General features: G+C 60.3%; 16 protein-coding genes, 3 tRNA genes and 1 riboswitch. Of the genes, 10 read left to right on the plus strand and 9 right to left on the minus strand.

Annotated features, from left to right (window positions below; all coding sequences use genetic code 11):
• Window positions 1-2 precede the first annotated feature (2 nt).
• On the plus strand, window positions 3-878 hold the full coding sequence (locus tag KI613_RS01030; RefSeq protein ID WP_226403384.1) for a dienelactone hydrolase family protein: 876 nt from the start codon (window positions 3-5) through the stop codon (window positions 876-878).
• Between the two features lie 70 nt (window positions 879-948).
• Window positions 949-1,365 carry a ProQ/FINO family protein gene (locus KI613_RS01035; protein WP_226403385.1) on the plus strand — a complete coding sequence of 139 codons (417 nt, stop codon included), beginning with the start codon at window positions 949-951 and terminating at the stop codon, window positions 1,363-1,365.
• A 60-nt stretch (window positions 1,366-1,425) separates the two neighbouring features.
• On the opposite strand, the gene KI613_RS01040 is transcribed toward KI613_RS01035, so the two are convergent.
• From KI613_RS01040 to KI613_RS01050, 3 genes are all read right to left on the minus strand, one after another.
• A tRNA-Met gene (locus KI613_RS01040) sits at window positions 1,426-1,501 on the minus strand.
• 90 nt (window positions 1,502-1,591) lie between these two features.
• Window positions 1,592-1,667, minus strand: a tRNA-Lys gene (locus KI613_RS01045).
• 17 nt (window positions 1,668-1,684) lie between these two features.
• A tRNA-Lys gene (locus KI613_RS01050) sits at window positions 1,685-1,760 on the minus strand.
• A gap of 179 nt (window positions 1,761-1,939) precedes the next feature.
• Between KI613_RS01050 and KI613_RS01055 the strand changes: the two genes are divergently transcribed.
• Entirely contained in the window at window positions 1,940-2,764 is an 825-nt protein-coding gene (locus KI613_RS01055) for a mechanosensitive ion channel family protein (RefSeq protein ID WP_226403386.1), read from the plus strand.
• Window positions 2,765-2,840: 76 nt separating this feature from the next.
• Here KI613_RS01055 and metF read toward each other — a convergent pair whose 3' ends face one another.
• The 6 genes from metF to metK all read right to left on the minus strand — a co-directional run bounded on the left by metF (window position 2,841) and on the right by metK (window position 8,767).
• Window positions 2,841-3,665 carry a methylenetetrahydrofolate reductase [NAD(P)H] gene (gene metF / locus KI613_RS01060; protein ID WP_226403387.1) on the minus strand — a complete coding sequence of 275 codons (825 nt, stop codon included), beginning with the start codon at window positions 3,663-3,665 and terminating at the stop codon, window positions 2,841-2,843.
• Window positions 3,662-4,405: a TlyA family RNA methyltransferase gene (locus tag KI613_RS01065; protein WP_226403388.1), complete on the minus strand. Its 744-nt coding sequence runs from the start codon at window positions 4,403-4,405 to the stop codon at window positions 3,662-3,664. Before KI613_RS01065 ends, metF begins: the two co-directional genes overlap by 4 nt.
• The gene (locus KI613_RS01070; protein ID WP_226403389.1) at window positions 4,406-4,756 is read right to left on the minus strand and encodes a phage holin family protein; all 351 of its coding nucleotides are present in this window, start codon (window positions 4,754-4,756) and stop codon (window positions 4,406-4,408) included.
• Between the two features lie 3 nt (window positions 4,757-4,759).
• Window positions 4,760-6,220 (minus strand): adenosylhomocysteinase, encoded by a 1,461-nt coding sequence (ahcY, locus tag KI613_RS01075; RefSeq protein WP_226403390.1) that lies wholly within the window; start codon window positions 6,218-6,220, stop codon window positions 4,760-4,762.
• 20 nt (window positions 6,221-6,240) lie between these two features.
• A riboswitch (S-adenosyl-L-homocysteine riboswitch) is annotated at window positions 6,241-6,318 on the minus strand.
• Window positions 6,319-6,338: 20 nt separating this feature from the next.
• Window positions 6,339-7,535, minus strand: coding sequence for an HD-GYP domain-containing protein (locus tag KI613_RS01080; RefSeq protein WP_226403391.1), 1,197 nt, complete (start codon window positions 7,533-7,535; stop codon window positions 6,339-6,341).
• A 68-nt stretch (window positions 7,536-7,603) separates the two neighbouring features.
• Entirely contained in the window at window positions 7,604-8,767 is a 1,164-nt protein-coding gene (gene metK, locus KI613_RS01085; RefSeq protein ID WP_226403392.1) for a methionine adenosyltransferase, read from the minus strand.
• A 158-nt stretch (window positions 8,768-8,925) separates the two neighbouring features.
• Here metK and KI613_RS01090 point away from each other — a divergent pair, with 158 nt between their 5' ends.
• The 7 genes from KI613_RS01090 (at window position 8,926) to KI613_RS01120 (ending at window position 13,878) form a co-directional block, all read left to right on the plus strand.
• Window positions 8,926-9,768 (plus strand): lysophospholipid acyltransferase family protein, encoded by an 843-nt coding sequence (locus KI613_RS01090; RefSeq protein ID WP_226403393.1) that lies wholly within the window; start codon window positions 8,926-8,928, stop codon window positions 9,766-9,768.
• Window positions 9,769-9,773: 5 nt separating this feature from the next.
• A complete protein-coding gene (locus KI613_RS01095) occupies window positions 9,774-10,649 on the plus strand; it encodes a lysophospholipid acyltransferase family protein (protein ID WP_226403394.1) in 876 nt (291 codons plus the stop codon).
• Window positions 10,646-11,149 (plus strand): GNAT family N-acetyltransferase, encoded by a 504-nt coding sequence (locus tag KI613_RS01100; protein ID WP_226403395.1) that lies wholly within the window; start codon window positions 10,646-10,648, stop codon window positions 11,147-11,149. The genes KI613_RS01095 and KI613_RS01100 overlap by 4 nt, the downstream gene beginning before the upstream one ends.
• Window positions 11,150-11,209: 60 nt before the next feature.
• The gene (gene dapF / locus KI613_RS01105; RefSeq protein WP_226403396.1) at window positions 11,210-12,040 is read left to right on the plus strand and encodes a diaminopimelate epimerase; all 831 of its coding nucleotides are present in this window, start codon (window positions 11,210-11,212) and stop codon (window positions 12,038-12,040) included.
• Window positions 12,037-12,708 (plus strand): DUF484 family protein, encoded by a 672-nt coding sequence (locus tag KI613_RS01110; protein WP_226403397.1) that lies wholly within the window; start codon window positions 12,037-12,039, stop codon window positions 12,706-12,708. Before dapF ends, KI613_RS01110 begins: the two co-directional genes overlap by 4 nt.
• Entirely contained in the window at window positions 12,705-13,601 is an 897-nt protein-coding gene (xerC, locus tag KI613_RS01115; RefSeq protein WP_226403398.1) for a tyrosine recombinase XerC, read from the plus strand. Before KI613_RS01110 ends, xerC begins: the two co-directional genes overlap by 4 nt.
• A gap of 118 nt (window positions 13,602-13,719) precedes the next feature.
• Complete coding sequence (locus KI613_RS01120) at window positions 13,720-13,878, plus strand: hypothetical protein (protein ID WP_226403399.1); 159 nt, start codon at window positions 13,720-13,722, stop codon at window positions 13,876-13,878.
• Window positions 13,879-13,889 lie beyond the last annotated feature (11 nt).

Consider the following 13,889-nt stretch of genomic DNA (forward strand, 5'->3'; position numbering starts at 1 on the left):
CCATGAAAACAGAACCGGAGTTCGACAGCCTTGTACCCGCCCAATCTTTTGATCGCAGAAGTTTCATTGTGACCAGCCTGGGCGCCGGCTTTGCCTTGGCCACCCAGCCCGTGATGGCCCAGACGGCCATCAAAACCGACGAAACCGGCATCGTTGCCGGCGAGATCAAGGTGCCGGTCAAGGATGGCGAGATGGTCGCTTACCGCGCCGTGCCCGGCGGTCTGGAGAAACCGCCGGTCGTCCTCGTGGTATCCGAAATTTTTGGCGCCCATGAATACATCCGCGATGTCTGTCGTCGGCTGGCCAAGCTCGGCTACTGCGCCATCGCTCCCGAACTGTTCGCCCGTCAGGGCGATCCGCGCCAGATCAGCGCCATTCCCGAAATTCTCGAAAAGATAACCAACAAGACGCCCGACGCGCAGGTGCTGAGCGATCTTGACGCCTGCGTCGCCTGGGCGGCTAGCAAAGGCGCCGACACCAAGCGACTGGCAATTACCGGCTTCTGCTGGGGTGGCCGCATCGCCTGGCTGTACAGCGCCCACAACCCGGCGCTCAAGGCTAGCGTGGCCTGGTATGGTCGTCTGGTCGGCATGGCCAGCCCGATGACGCCAAAACATCCGACCGAACTCGTCGGCGAACTCAAGGCGCCGGTCCTCGGACTCTATGGCGGGCTGGATTCCGGCATCCCGCTGGAAACGGTCGAAGCGATGGAAAAGGCGCTGCAGCACGGAAGTCCGGCAGCCAAGGTGTCGGAAATCCACGTTTACGACAATGCCCCGCACGCTTTCCATGCCGATTATCGGCCCAGCTACCGCAAGGAAGATGCCGAAGACGGCTGGCGGAAAATGCTCGCCTGGTTCCGTAAAAACGGCGTCTGATCGCCGATTCGAGGCTGCAAGGGGGCGCCTTCGTGCTAACCTTCGCGCCTCGACAAGACACTGTCCCATCATGACGACTACCGAAGCCACCACCACCAAGCCGAACGACACCCGGGCCCTGCTCAAGGACCTGCAGGAACGATTCGATGTCTTCCGCAATTTCAGCCCGCTGGCCATCGGTATCGACAAGCAGGTCTTTGCCCTGTTGCCCGAACTGAGCAAGAAATCCCTGCGCCTCGCCATGCGCAGCCACACCATTTCGACGCGCTATCTGAAAGAAATGGAAAAAGGCACTGTGCGCCTGAACCTCGATGGCACGCCGGCTGACGAGGTGACCGACGAGAACCGTCAGCACGCCTCTGAGCAACTGCGCGAACGTTTCAAGAAGCAGGCTGAGGCACGCAAGGCCGCCGAGGCAGAAGCCAAGGCCGAGCAGCGCCGGGCAGAAAAGCTGACCCAGCTCACCGAGAAATTCGGCCGCAAGTAAATCGGTCACCAAACAAAGAAAAAGGCCAGTCGCGTGACTGGCCTTTTTTCTGGAATCCTTTGGTTGCGGGGGCAGGACTTGAACCTGCGACCTTCGGGTTATGAGCCCGACGAGCTGCCAACTGCTCCACCCCGCGTCCGATAATCGTTTTTGCTGCTACACCGCGACTGACGGTGCAATCTAAACAATAAGCCAGGTTTGGTGTTGGCTGAATGCTTGGAATTTATGGTGGGGCGCGACAGATTCGAACTGTCGACCTACGGATTAAGAGTCCGCTGCTCTACCAACTGAGCTAGCGCCCCACGTTCCCTGCATTTGCTGGTGGGTCGGCCGAGATTCGAACTCGGGACCAACGGATTAAAAGTCCGCTGCTCTACCGACTGAGCTACCGACCCGACCTACCGGGAGCGCGCATTATATAGACGGTGACCATGACCGTCAACGGAAAACGCCTCTGTGAAGAATTGTGAGGAAAGGTGTGATCCCGATGTCAAGAGCTGGCCGTGCGAATAAAATTTATCGTCATTTCGGGTGCGGGGTTATCCCGAATCGGGGCGTTTTTTAGGAGAAGACAATGACGGAACAGGATATTTCGCGCTACCAGGACATTTTGATCACCACGGCAACTGACGTCGGTCTGAAGCTGCTGGCAGCCATCGCTTTCTGGGTGATCGGTCGCTGGCTGATTGGCATGGCGCTGCGCATGGTGCGCTCGGCCCTGGAGAAACAGAAAGTCGATCCGACCTTGTTGCGCTACATCGGCTCGATCGTCAGCGTTACGCTGAATGTCCTGCTGGTGATCGGAATTCTCGGCTATTTCGGCATCCAGACGACGACCTTTGCCGCCCTGATTGCGGCGGGTGGCGTCGCCATCGGCATGGCCTGGTCGGGGCTGCTGGCGCATTTTGCCGCCGGGGCCTTCATGGTGGTTTTGCGCCCGATGAAGGTCGGCGATTTTGTTTCGGTCGCCGGCGTGACGGGTACTGTGGCGGAACTGGGTTTGTTTACGACGACCATCAATACGCCGGATAACGTCCAGACTATTATCGGCAACAACAAGGTGTTCAGCGACACGATCCAGAATTTCACGGTCAATTCGTTTCGCCGTGTCGATTTGAAGTGCCAGTTGTCGGGGGCGGCCGATCATCGGGCGGCCATGGCCCTGCTCCGCGAGAAGATCGCGGCGATTCCGAATGTCCTGCCCGAACCGAAGGTGGATGTCGAAATCTTAGACTTCACGCTGGTCGGCCCGGTCCTCGCCGTGCGGCCGTATTGCCACAACGACCATTACTGGCAGGTTTATTTCGATACCAACAAGGTGCTGCGCGAAGCGCTGGCCGAGGCCGGTTTCCCGGCGCCCATGCCGGCGCAGAGCGTGTTCGTTACGCAGGCCGCCTGAGTCGCACAAGAAAATGCCCGCTGACGCGGGCATTTTTATTTTGGGCCTTTTTTCCGGTTGACCGTGGCAACGGGATTTACCCGAGACGGCGGCAGATTTCGGTGGTCAGAGCCGACTGGTTCATGGCATAGAAGTGCAGTCCCGGTGCGCCGCCCTTGAGCAGGCGTTCGCACAGTTCGGTCACGACATCGAGGCCGAAGGCGCGGATCGAGTCGGCATCGTCGCCGTAGCTCTCGAACTTCTTGCGCAGCCAGCGCGGCAGTTCGGCGCCGCAGGCGTCCGAGAAGCGGGCCAGCTTGGTGAAGCCGACGATGGGCATGATGCCGGGCACGATGGGGACATCGACGCCAAGCGCCCGGGCTTCATCGACGAAGTGGAAGTAGGCGTCGGCGTTGTAGAAATACTGGGTGATCGCCGAGTTGGCGCCGGCCTTGACCTTGCGCGCGAAGGCGTCGAGGTCGTCCTTCGGGCTGCGCGCCTGCGGGTGCCATTCCGGGTAGGCGGCGACTTCGATGCTGAACCAGTCGCCGGTTTCGGCCCTGATGAATTCGACCAGTTCGTTGGCGTAGCGGAATTCACCGGTTTCGGCCATGCCCGATGGCAGGTCGCCGCGCAGGGCGACGGTGCGCTTGATGCCGGCGGCTTTGTATTCGTTGAGGATTTCGCGGATGTTGTCACGCGTCGAGCCGATACACGACAGGTGCGGCGCGGCGTCGTAGCCTTCGGCGGCGATTTCCTTGACGACCGAGAAGGTGCGCTCGCGGGTCGAGCCGCCGGCACCGAAGGTGACCGAGAAGAAGGCGGGATTGAGTTTTGCCAGCTCGGCGCGCACGGTGCGCAGCTTGTCGACGCCTTCCGGCGTTTGCGGCGGGAAAAATTCGATGGAGATTTCTGTAGTCATTTTTTCAACCAGATGAAAAATTCGCGGTTGCCATCACCGCCGGTAATCGGGCTGTTCAGCCAGGCTTTCACGGTCAACCGGAAATTTTGGGCTAAATCGAAAAACTTGCGTTCGACGCCGGCATAAAGCGCCGGATCGCGGACGATGCCGCCCTTGCCGATGTTGGCCGGGCCGACTTCGAACTGGGGTTTGATGAGGAGCAGCAGGTCGCCGTCAGCGGCGAGCAGGGCAGGTAGTTGCGGCAGGATCAGCGTCATCGAAATGAAGGACACGTCGCCGACGATCAATGCGAAACCGCCTTCCGGCAAGGCTACACCCAGATCGGCCGGGCTCAGCGCCCGGCAGTTGATGCCTTCGAGCGCCGTGACGCGTGGGTCGCCGGCCAGCCGGGAATGCAATTGCCCGTGGCCGACATCGACGCCGACGACATGGCTGGCGCCAGCCTGCAACAGGCAGTCGGTGAAACCGCCGGTCGATTGCCCGACATCGAGACAGCACTTGCCGTCAGCCGAAAGGCCGGTTTCAGCCAGCGCGCCGGCCAGTTTGAGGCCGCCACGCGAGACGAAACGGTCTTCCGGATCAATTGCTACGGTCAACGGCGTTTTTGGGGCTAAATCGAAAGCCGGTTTGACGATGGTGCCGCCCGACCAGCTGACTCGCCCGGCCGCAATCAATCGTTGGGCGGCAGTGCGCGAGGCAGCAAGGCCCGCTTCCACCAGCAGTTGATCGGCCCGCGGCAATTACTTGCCTTTCGCCGACAAAAACACCGCGCTGAGCACCCATGAAATCACGCTGTAGACGACCGAACCGAACAGCGCCGGCCAGAAGCCGCCGACGTTGAAGCCATCGACCAGATAGCCGGCCAGTTGGAAGAGCAGGGCGTTGATGACAAATATGAACAGCCCCAGCGTCAGCAGCGTGACCGGCAGGGTCAGCAGAATCAGCAAGGGTCGCAGCACGGCGTTGATCAGCCCGAGAACGACGGCGACGATCAGCGCCGTGCCGAAACTTGCCACATGGACCGACGGCACGACGTAGGGCAGAGCCAGCAGGGCGAGCGCGTTGATGATCCAGATGGCAAGTAATCGCATGGTTTAGTACCGGTAATGGTCGGCCTTGTACGGGCCTTCCTTGGCAACGTTGATGTAGGCGGCTTGCTCGTCGGTCAGCTCGGACAGCTGGGCATTGAGCGTCTTCAGTTGCAGACGGGCGACCTTTTCGTCGAGGTGCTTGGGCAGCGTGTAGACGCCGACCGGGTACTTGTTGGAACCCTTGACAGCTTCCGTCCACAGCTCGATCTGGGCGATGGTCTGGTTGGCGAACGACGAGGACATCACGTAGGACGGATGGCCGGTGCCGCAGCCGAGGTTCACCAGACGACCCTTGGCGAGCAGGATGATGCGTTTGCCGTCCGGGAAGATGACGTGATCGACTTGCGGCTTGATCTCTTCCCACTGGTACTTCTCGATCGAAGCGACGTCGATTTCGTTGTCGAAGTGACCGATGTTGCAGACGATGGCGTTGTTCTTCATCGCCACCATGTGATCATGGGTGATGACGTGGAAATTGCCGGTCGTCGTGACGAAAATGTCGGCCTTGTCGGCAGCGTATTCGGTGGTGACGACGCGGAAGCCTTCCATCGCCGCCTGCAGGGCGCAGATCGGATCGATTTCGGTGACCCAGACTTGCGCCGACAGGGCGCGCATCGCCTGGGCGCAGCCCTTGCCCACGTCGCCGTAGCCGACGATGAGGGCGACCTTGCCGGCGATCATCACGTCGGTGGCGCGCTTGATGCCGTCGACCAGCGATTCGCGGCATCCGTACAGGTTATCGAACTTGGATTTGGTCACCGAATCATTGACGTTGATGCCCGGGAACTTCAGTTCGCCGCGCTGATGCATCTGGTACAGGCGATGGACGCCGGTCGTGGTTTCTTCGGTGACACCCTTGACGGCGGCCAGACGCACGGAATACCAGGTCGGATCGACAGCCAGCTTGGCCTTGATGGCGGCGAACAGGATGGTTTCTTCTTCCGAACCCGGCTTGGCAACAACTGAGATGTCCTGCTCGGCGCGGGCGCCGAGGTGCAGCAGCAACGTGGCATCGCCGCCGTCGTCGAGGATCATGTTCGAGTAGCCGCCGTCAGCCCATTCGAAAATGCGGTGGGTGTAATCCCAGTAATCGACCAGAGTTTCGCCCTTGACGGCGAAGACCGGGATGTTCTGCGCGGCGATGGCAGCGGCAGCGTGATCCTGGGTCGAGAAGATGTTGCATGAGGCCCAGCGGACTTCGGCGCCGAGTGCGGTCAGCGTCTCGATCAGCACGGCGGTCTGGATGGTCATGTGCAGCGAACCGGTGATGCGGGCGCCCTTGAGCGGCTGGGTCTTGGCGAATTCTTCGCGAATGGCCATGAGGCCCGGCATTTCGGTTTCGGCAATGAGGATTTCCTTGCGACCCCAGTCGGCAAGGTTGATGTCAGCGATAACGCAGTCTTTGAATTCAGCCACAGTAAGCTCCTGATGAACTGTGGCCGGGAGGGGATGCTCACCCGGCATCCCGTGCCCGGCACGGATTAAATGGGTGAGCGCAGTTACAAACCGAGCCTGAGAGAGTGGTTTCTGACAACCAAGCCCCTGCAGCGCCCCTCGGTAGGTCGAGGATTATAAACCGATTTCAGGTTTTGTCGCCGGCCCAGTAGCGATCAACGTCCTTGATGCCCCATTTGGCGGCATCTTCACGGCAGGCGATTTTCTCCGGGCTGCGCGCGATGTCGATGAGCTCCGGTTTGATGTAGGCCTGCGACTTGATCGAGAAAAAGACCCGGACCTTGGGCTTGAGCAGCGACTGTTCGCCCTGTTCGACAACCACGCCCAACTTTCCGGATTCCAGCCTGACCAGCGAGCCAACCGGGTAAATGCCCAGGCTTTTGACGAAAGCCTGAAAAACGGTCGGGTCGAAATGGCCCTTCCATTCGGCCATGCGCTTGATCGACTCGGCAGGATCCCAACCGGCCTTGTAGGGACGATTCGAGGTAATCGCATCGTACACATCGCAAACGGCACCCATCTTGGCAAACAGGCTCATCGTTTCGCCGCTCAGGCCCTTCGGATAGCCGCTGCCATCGATTTTTTCATGATGGTGCAGGCACACATCCTTGGTGATATCACTGATGCCTTTTCCGTCCGCCAACAACTTGTGCCCTTCTTGCGGGTGGGTCTTGACGAGGGCGAACTCCTCCTCGGTCAGCTTCCCCGGTTTGTTCAGAATTTCCAGCGGAATCATCGCCTTGCCCAGGTCGTGCAGCAGGCCGGCCATGCCGGCATCGCGAGTTTGCTGCTCGTCCAGTCCCAGTTTCCGGGATAGCGCGATCATCAGGGCGCAGACGGCCACCGAATGCATGTAGGTGTAATCGTCGGCGATTTTCAGGCGGGCCAGGCTGATCAGCGCGCCGGGATTGCGCAACACGGAATTGGAGATTTCCTCGACCAGCGGTGCCGCGGCTTCGGCCTCAATCGCCTTGCCCATGCGCGCTTCCTGGAACATCGAAACAACGGCTTCCTTGCCCTTGGCGCAGATTTTTGCGGCGCGTTTGACCTCGTCGTTGAACGATGTCTTTTCCTGAACGACAGGCGGCGGCTCGGGAATTTCCTCAACTGCGACGATCTGTTCGCTGCCGGAGACTTCGCTATCGAGGCCTTTGGAGATATCGATCCAGACCTCGGAGATCGTGCTTTCGCGGATCAGGGTAAGGTCATTCGGGTCGCTCAGGACGAACTTTGTCCGCCAGAACGGGTGTTCCAGCCAGGCGCCGCAGAAAGCCTGCAGATGCATGCCCAGCGTGAGTTGATCGACTGGAATTCGTTTAAGCATATTTCGCAATTCTAGCGAAAAAAAAGGGAAGCCGTGTGGCTTCCCTTTTCTGCGAAGGCGACTCTGTCTTACAAACCGGCGTCCGATTTCAGCAGGTTGGCGCGGTCGGTCGCTTCCCAGGTGAATTCCGGTTCATCGCGCCCGAAGTGGCCGTAGGCAGCTGTCTTCTGGTAGATCGGGCGGAGCAGGTCGAGCATGTTGACGATGCCCTTCGGGCGCAGGTCGAAGTGCTTGCGGACCAGCGCGGTCAGGGTTTCGTTGTTGACCTTGCCGGTGCCATAGGTCTCGACCATGATCGAAGTTGGTTCGGCGACGCCGATGGCGTAAGAGACCTGGACCAGGCAACGCGAGGCGAGGCCGGCGGCAACGATGTTCTTGGCGACGTAGCGGGTGGCGTAGGCAGCCGAACGGTCAACCTTGGAAGGATCCTTGCCAGAGAAAGCACCACCGCCGTGCGGGGCGGCACCGCCGTAGGTGTCGACGATGATCTTGCGGCCGGTCAGGCCGCAGTCGCCCTGCGGGCCGCCGACGACGAAGCGGCCGGTCGGGTTGACCAGATACTTGATGTCGCCCTTGATCAGTTCCTTCGGCAGCACCGGCTTGATGATCTGCTCGATGGTCGCTTCGCGCAGGTCTTCCAGGCTGATGTCCGGCGAGTGCTGGGTGGACAGCACGACGGTGTCGATCGAGTGCGGCTTGCCATCGACGTAGCGGATGGTGACCTGCGACTTGGCGTCCGGGCGCGCCCACGGCAGGCGGCCGTCCTTGCGCAGCATGGCCTGGCGCTCGACCAGACGGTGTGACAGGTAGATCGGCAAAGGCATCAGCGACGGGGTTTCGTCACAAGCGTAGCCGAACATCAGGCCCTGGTCGCCGGCGCCCTGGCCGAGGTTGTCGTCGTAGGCAGCATTGACGCCCTGGGCGATGTCCGGGCTCTGCTTGTCGTAGGCAACGAGAACGGCACAACCCTTGTAGTCGATGCCGTAGTCGGTGTTGTCGTAGCCGATGCGCTTGATGGTATCGCGGGCGACCTGAATGTAATCGACGTTGGCGTTGGTGGTGATTTCACCAGCCAGGACGACGAGGCCGGTGTTACAGAGGGTTTCGGCGGCAACGCGGGAATGCTTGTCCTGGGCCAGGATGGCGTCTAGGATGGCGTCGGAAATCTGGTCGGCAACCTTGTCCGGGTGGCCTTCGCCGACGGATTCGGAAGTGAAGAAATATTCGCTCATGTGAAGCTCCAGTGGTCCTTTTATCCGGCGCTACCTGCTTCGGACCACGAGCGGTGACGCTTTAGCAGTATTTATTAGTCGCCCCGCAAGTTGTCTGTTTAACTCGGCGAACGGATAATATTAAACTTTTCTGAGGGGGATTCAACCCCCGGAGCTTCATGGTTTTTATCTTTCGCATCCTTTCCCGCCTGCCCCTGGGCGTCCTGCATCTCTTGGGTGGCTTGCTCGGTCGCCTGACTTACTGGCTGTCGCCGACCTATCGCCGTCATCTGCGGGAAAACATTGCTCAGGCCGGTCTTGCGCCGTCATTGCGGGGCAAGGTGGCGGCCGAAACGGGCAAGCAGATGCTGGAGCTGGCTCGCATCTGGATGCGTCCGCTCGAGGAGGCGATTCCGCTGGTGGCCGAAGTGGATGGCTGGGAGCACGTCGAGGCGGCGCAACAGGCCGGCAAGGGCATCGTCTTTCTGACGCCGCACCTCGGTTGTTTCGAGATCACGGCGCAGTATCTTTCGTCGTTCGGGGATATTACGGTGCTTTACCGCGCCCCTAAATCGGCGGTGGCGCAGGAACTGATCCTGACCGGCCGCAAGCGGGCGCACCTGCATCTGGCGCCGGCCGATCTTTCCGGGGTGCGAGCCCTGATCAAGGCACTGAAGAAGGGCGAAATGGTCGGCATGTTGCCCGATCAGGCGCCGAAAACCGGCGAGGGGGCCTGGCTGAAGTTCTTTGGTCGATACGCCTACACGATGACGCTGGCGGCACGCCTGACCGAAACCGGGGCCGCCTCTTTGCTGACCTGGGGTGAGCGTCTGCCTGGCGGACGTGGCTACCGGGTCCATTTTCAGCCGCCAATAAACCCGCTGGCGGGTTCCACGGTCGACCGGGCGCAGCAGATCAATATCGAAATCGAGACGCTGATCCGCCAGTGCCCAACGCAGTATTTGTGGGGCTACAACCGATACAAACGACCGGCCGGTGCAGACGCGCCACCGGCGGAGTGAATTCCTTGACGATTTTCTTTACGTATATTCTGGTCGGTTTTCTCTGGCTGCTGCACTGGTTGCCGCTGTCCGTGCTGCGCAGCCTGGGGAGCGGGCTGGGGCGTCTGCTCTATGCGCTGGGTCGTAGCCGGCGTGAAGTGGCGCTGACCAACCTGCGCCTGTGCTTTCCCGAGAAAAGCGAAGCCGAGCGGGAAACCTTGGCGCGCCGTCATTTCGTCGCCTTTGCCCGGGCTGTGCTCGACCGCACGTTAGGGTGGTGGGCGTCGCGGGAGAGGCTGGAGCGTATCATTCGCATTCAAGGTGTCGAGCATCTGACCGATCCCGAGGGTCGTCCGGTGGTCATGTTGTCGCCCCATTTCGTCGGGCTGGATGCCGGCGGGACGGTGATCTCGATGCATGTGACCGGATGCAGCGTTTTCTCGAACCAGAAAAATCCGGTCCTCAACAAGTTGCTTTATGATGGCCGGATGCGTTTCAACGAGGCGATACTGCTCTCGCGTCAGGATGGCATGCGCAAGATCGTCAGGGCCATGAAGGACGGACACCCGTTTTATTACCTGCCGGACATGGATTTCGGGCCCAAGGAGTCGATTTTCGTGCCTTTTTTCGGTGTTCAGGCGGCGACGATTCCCGCGTTGTCGCGGCTGGTTCGCCTGACCAATGCGCGCGTCGTGCCGGTCATCTGCCATCAGGTGCCGGATGGCTACGAGATCCAGGTGATGCCGCCCTGGGAGAATTTTCCCGGCGAAAGTGTCGAAGCTGATACCGAATTCATGAACAAATTTATCGAAAGCCAGGTGCTGCGCATGCCGGAGCAGTATTTCTGGTTGCACAAGCGCTTCAAAACCCGGCCACCTGGAGAGCAGAGGTTTTACAAATGAGCAGCCTGAACGTTGAAATCCGTCCCGTTACGCCGCCCGATGTGCCGGCGATCTCGGCCCTGGCCCGCGAAATCTGGCAAGCCACTTACCCCGGAATCATCACGCAGGAACAGATCGATTTCATGCTCGAGCAGCGTTACGGCCATGAGCGTCTGTACGACGATCTCGAGGATTTGCACAAATGGCTAGATCAGGCCTTTCTCGGTGATCGCCGCGTCGGCTTTGCTTTCAGCGAGATCTACAAGGGCGAATTCAAGCTGGACAAGCTTTACATCCATCCTGACGTGCAGCGTCAGGGTGTCGGCGGCCAGTTGATTGCTCACGTTGCGGCAAGGGCAAAAAAAGAGGGTTATCCCTGTGTGATTCTTGCCGTCAACAAGCGTAACGACAAGGCGATCAATTCGTACATGAAATATGGTTTCGTCGTGCGCGAGGCGATTGTCGACGACATCGGTCACGGCTATGTCATGGACGATTTTGTGATGGAGAAGAAACTTTAAGTTTTTGAGGCAACTCTCTGTCTCTGTTATGCTTTTCCTAATCTTTCGGTGAGGCGGTACGTGAAACTCAAATTCTCCAAAATGCATGGCCTGGGCAATGACTTCGTTGTCCTCGACGGTGTTCGCCAGTCGTTGGCGCTGACGCCCGAACAGCTGTGCTATCTGGGCGACCGCCATTTCGGTGTCGGCTGCGACCAGATTCTGCTGGTCGAAAAGGCGACGCAGCCGGGCGTCGATTTCCGCTACCGCATCTTCAATGCCGATGGTGGCGAGGTCGAGCAGTGCGGCAATGGCGCGCGCTGCTTCGTACGTTTTGTCCATGAACAGGGCCTGACCGACAAGCGGGAGATTCGGGTTGAGACGATGAAGGGCCTGATTACGCCTCGCCTCGAAGGCGATGGCAATGTCACGGTGGACATGGGAATTCCCCGCTTTTTGCCGGCCGAAATCCCCTTCCTCGCCGACGACGACGTGATCGTGCACATGCTCGACGTGGCCGATGAAACGCTCGAAACCAGCGTCGTCTCGATGGGCAATCCGCACGCCGTGCAGGTCGTCGATAGCGTCGAGTCGGCGCCGGTCGGCGAGCATGGCCCACTGATCGAAAAACATCATCGCTTCCCGCAGCGGGTCAACGCGGGATTCATGCAGATTGTCGACCGCCACGCCATCAAGCTGCGCGTTTACGAGCGCGGGGCGGGCGAAACGATGGCTTGCGGCACGGGGGCATGCGCGGCGGTGGTCGCCGGCATCCGCCGTGGTCTGCTTGATTCGCCGGTGCGCGTCACGACGCGCGGCGGCGATCTGAACATTGCCTGGGGTGGCGGCGAGCGGCCGGTTTTGATGACCGGCCCGGCGGTAACGGTATTTACTGGAGAAATTGAATTATGAGCGCCATGTTCCCCGAGGAAATCGCGGACTACCTGAAGAATAATCCGGGCTTTTTCGAGCAGTACGCTGACCTGATGGCCCAGATTTTTGTGCCGCATCCGCATGGCGGGCGTACCGTGTCTTTGGCCGAACGCCAGATGCTGACCCTGCGCGACAAGAACCGGGCGACCGAGAGCAAGCTGGCCGAACTGATTTCGTTTGGCGAGGAAAATGACCAGATCAGCGAGAAGGTGCATCGTCTGTCGGTGGCGCTGATTGCTGCCGAGACCTTCCAGGCGGTCATCCATCTGCTCAACTTCCATCTGCGCGATGACTTCTCTGTGCCGCATGTCGCCCTGCGCCTGTGGGACAAGCCGGAGGGCATCGAGGATTTGCCGGAATTTGCCGCCGTCAGCGAGGAGTTGCAGGTTTTCGCCGAAACGCTGGCTCGGCCGTATTGCGGCTCGACGGCCGGTTTTGGCACGACCTCATGGTTTGGCGAGGCGGCTTCCCACATTCGTTCGCAGGCGTTGATCGCCCTGCGCAACGGCGGCGGCACCATTGGCATGATTGCGCTGGGCAGCGAGGAAGCACAGCGCTTCTATGCTGACATGGGGACGCTCTACCTCGAGCGCCTCGGCGAAATGGTTTCCGCAGCCCTGGCCAGAGTGACCAAGAGCGTGCTGTGACGCCGGCTGCTGCGGTCGACGCTTGGCTGGCCGAACTTTCGGACCAGCGCCGGTTGTCGCCGCACACCGTTTCGAACTATCGGCGCGATCTGGGAAAGCTGCTGGCGGCAACGGGGGAAACCCCGCTGGCCAGTTTGTTGGTGCATCACATCCGCCGCTTTGTCGCCCAACTCCATGGTCAGGGCCTGGGCGGTCGTTCGCTGGCGCGGACGTTGTCGGCCTGGCGCGGGTTTTTCGGCTGGCTCGGTGAGCGTGGCCTGATCAAAGCCAATCCCTGCGACGGCATCCGGCCTCCGAAATCGCCGCGAATGTTGCCGAAGGCACTGTCCGTAGATGAAACCGCCCGCCTGCTGGCGCCGTTTGAGGACGACGATCCCGTGCTGGGCGCCCGTGATCTGGCCATGTTCGAGTTGTTCTACTCCTCCGGCCTGCGCCTGGCCGAACTGGTTGCGCTCGATTGCGAGGTGCTCGACAGCGTGGCGCATGAGGGCGAGATCCGCGTGCTCGGCAAGCGCAGCAAGCTGCGGCTGGTACCGGTCGGCAGCAAGGCGCGCGAGGCGCTGGCCGCGTGGGCGGCTTTGCGCGAGCAATTGGCCAAGCCGGGAGAAAAGGCCTTGTTCGTCGGTCAACGCGGCGGGCGTATCAGTCCCCGCCTGGTGGAATCACGGCTGGCCCGACGGGCCGTGCTGCTTGGCCTGCCGGCCCATGTCCATCCGCACATGCTGCGCCATTCCTTCGCTTCGCACGTCCTGCAATCGTCGGGCGATCTGCGCGCGGTGCAGGAAATGCTCGGCCACGCCAGCATCGCGTCGACCCAGGTCTATACGCACCTGGATTTTCAGCATCTGGCCAAGGTCTATGATTCGGCTCACCCGCGAGCCAAGGCGAAATAGCGTTCGCTTCCCACGGTCAACCGGAAAAATCGGCTAAAAATCAAGGCTTCGTTGACGATTCATCCACAGGGCGCTATCCTCTGCGGTTTCGCAAATTCGCTGGATTCAAGGAGTTTTCATGGCCGCTACCATCAATCGTGTTCGTCGTTCCTCGCTGGAGCGCCGCTGTATTTCGAAGTCCACCAAGCGCCTGTTCAAGGGCATGAGCAAGACCATGTTCAAGGTCATGTATGGCGCCGAGTGCCATCAGCGCAACCGTAAGGCTCTGGGCGCTTAAGTTTTCGCCAG

The organism is Ferribacterium limneticum (genome assembly GCF_020510585.1).
Classification (GTDB): domain Bacteria; phylum Pseudomonadota; class Gammaproteobacteria; order Burkholderiales; family Rhodocyclaceae; genus Azonexus.

Coding starts and splice junctions, on each gene's coding strand:
- KI613_RS01030 (WP_226403384.1), top strand. CDS start 3: ATGAAAACAGAACCGGAGTTCGACAGCCTTGTACCCGCCCAATCTTTT.
- KI613_RS01035 (WP_226403385.1), top strand. CDS start 949: ATGACGACTACCGAAGCCACCACCACCAAGCCGAACGACACCCGGGCC.
- KI613_RS01055 (WP_226403386.1), top strand. CDS start 1,940: ATGACGGAACAGGATATTTCGCGCTACCAGGACATTTTGATCACCACG.
- metF (WP_226403387.1), bottom strand. CDS start 3,665: ATGACTACAGAAATCTCCATCGAATTTTTCCCGCCGCAAACGCCGGAA.
- KI613_RS01070 (WP_226403389.1), bottom strand. CDS start 4,756: ATGCGATTACTTGCCATCTGGATCATCAACGCGCTCGCCCTGCTGGCT.
- ahcY (WP_226403390.1), bottom strand. CDS start 6,220: ATGCCGGGTGAGCATCCCCTCCCGGCCACAGTTCATCAGGAGCTTACT.
- KI613_RS01080 (WP_226403391.1), bottom strand. CDS start 7,535: ATGCTTAAACGAATTCCAGTCGATCAACTCACGCTGGGCATGCATCTG.
- metK (WP_226403392.1), bottom strand. CDS start 8,767: ATGAGCGAATATTTCTTCACTTCCGAATCCGTCGGCGAAGGCCACCCG.
- KI613_RS01090 (WP_226403393.1), top strand. CDS start 8,926: ATGGTTTTTATCTTTCGCATCCTTTCCCGCCTGCCCCTGGGCGTCCTG.
- KI613_RS01100 (WP_226403395.1), top strand. CDS start 10,646: ATGAGCAGCCTGAACGTTGAAATCCGTCCCGTTACGCCGCCCGATGTG.
- KI613_RS01110 (WP_226403397.1), top strand. CDS start 12,037: ATGAGCGCCATGTTCCCCGAGGAAATCGCGGACTACCTGAAGAATAAT.
- KI613_RS01120 (WP_226403399.1), top strand. CDS start 13,720: ATGGCCGCTACCATCAATCGTGTTCGTCGTTCCTCGCTGGAGCGCCGC.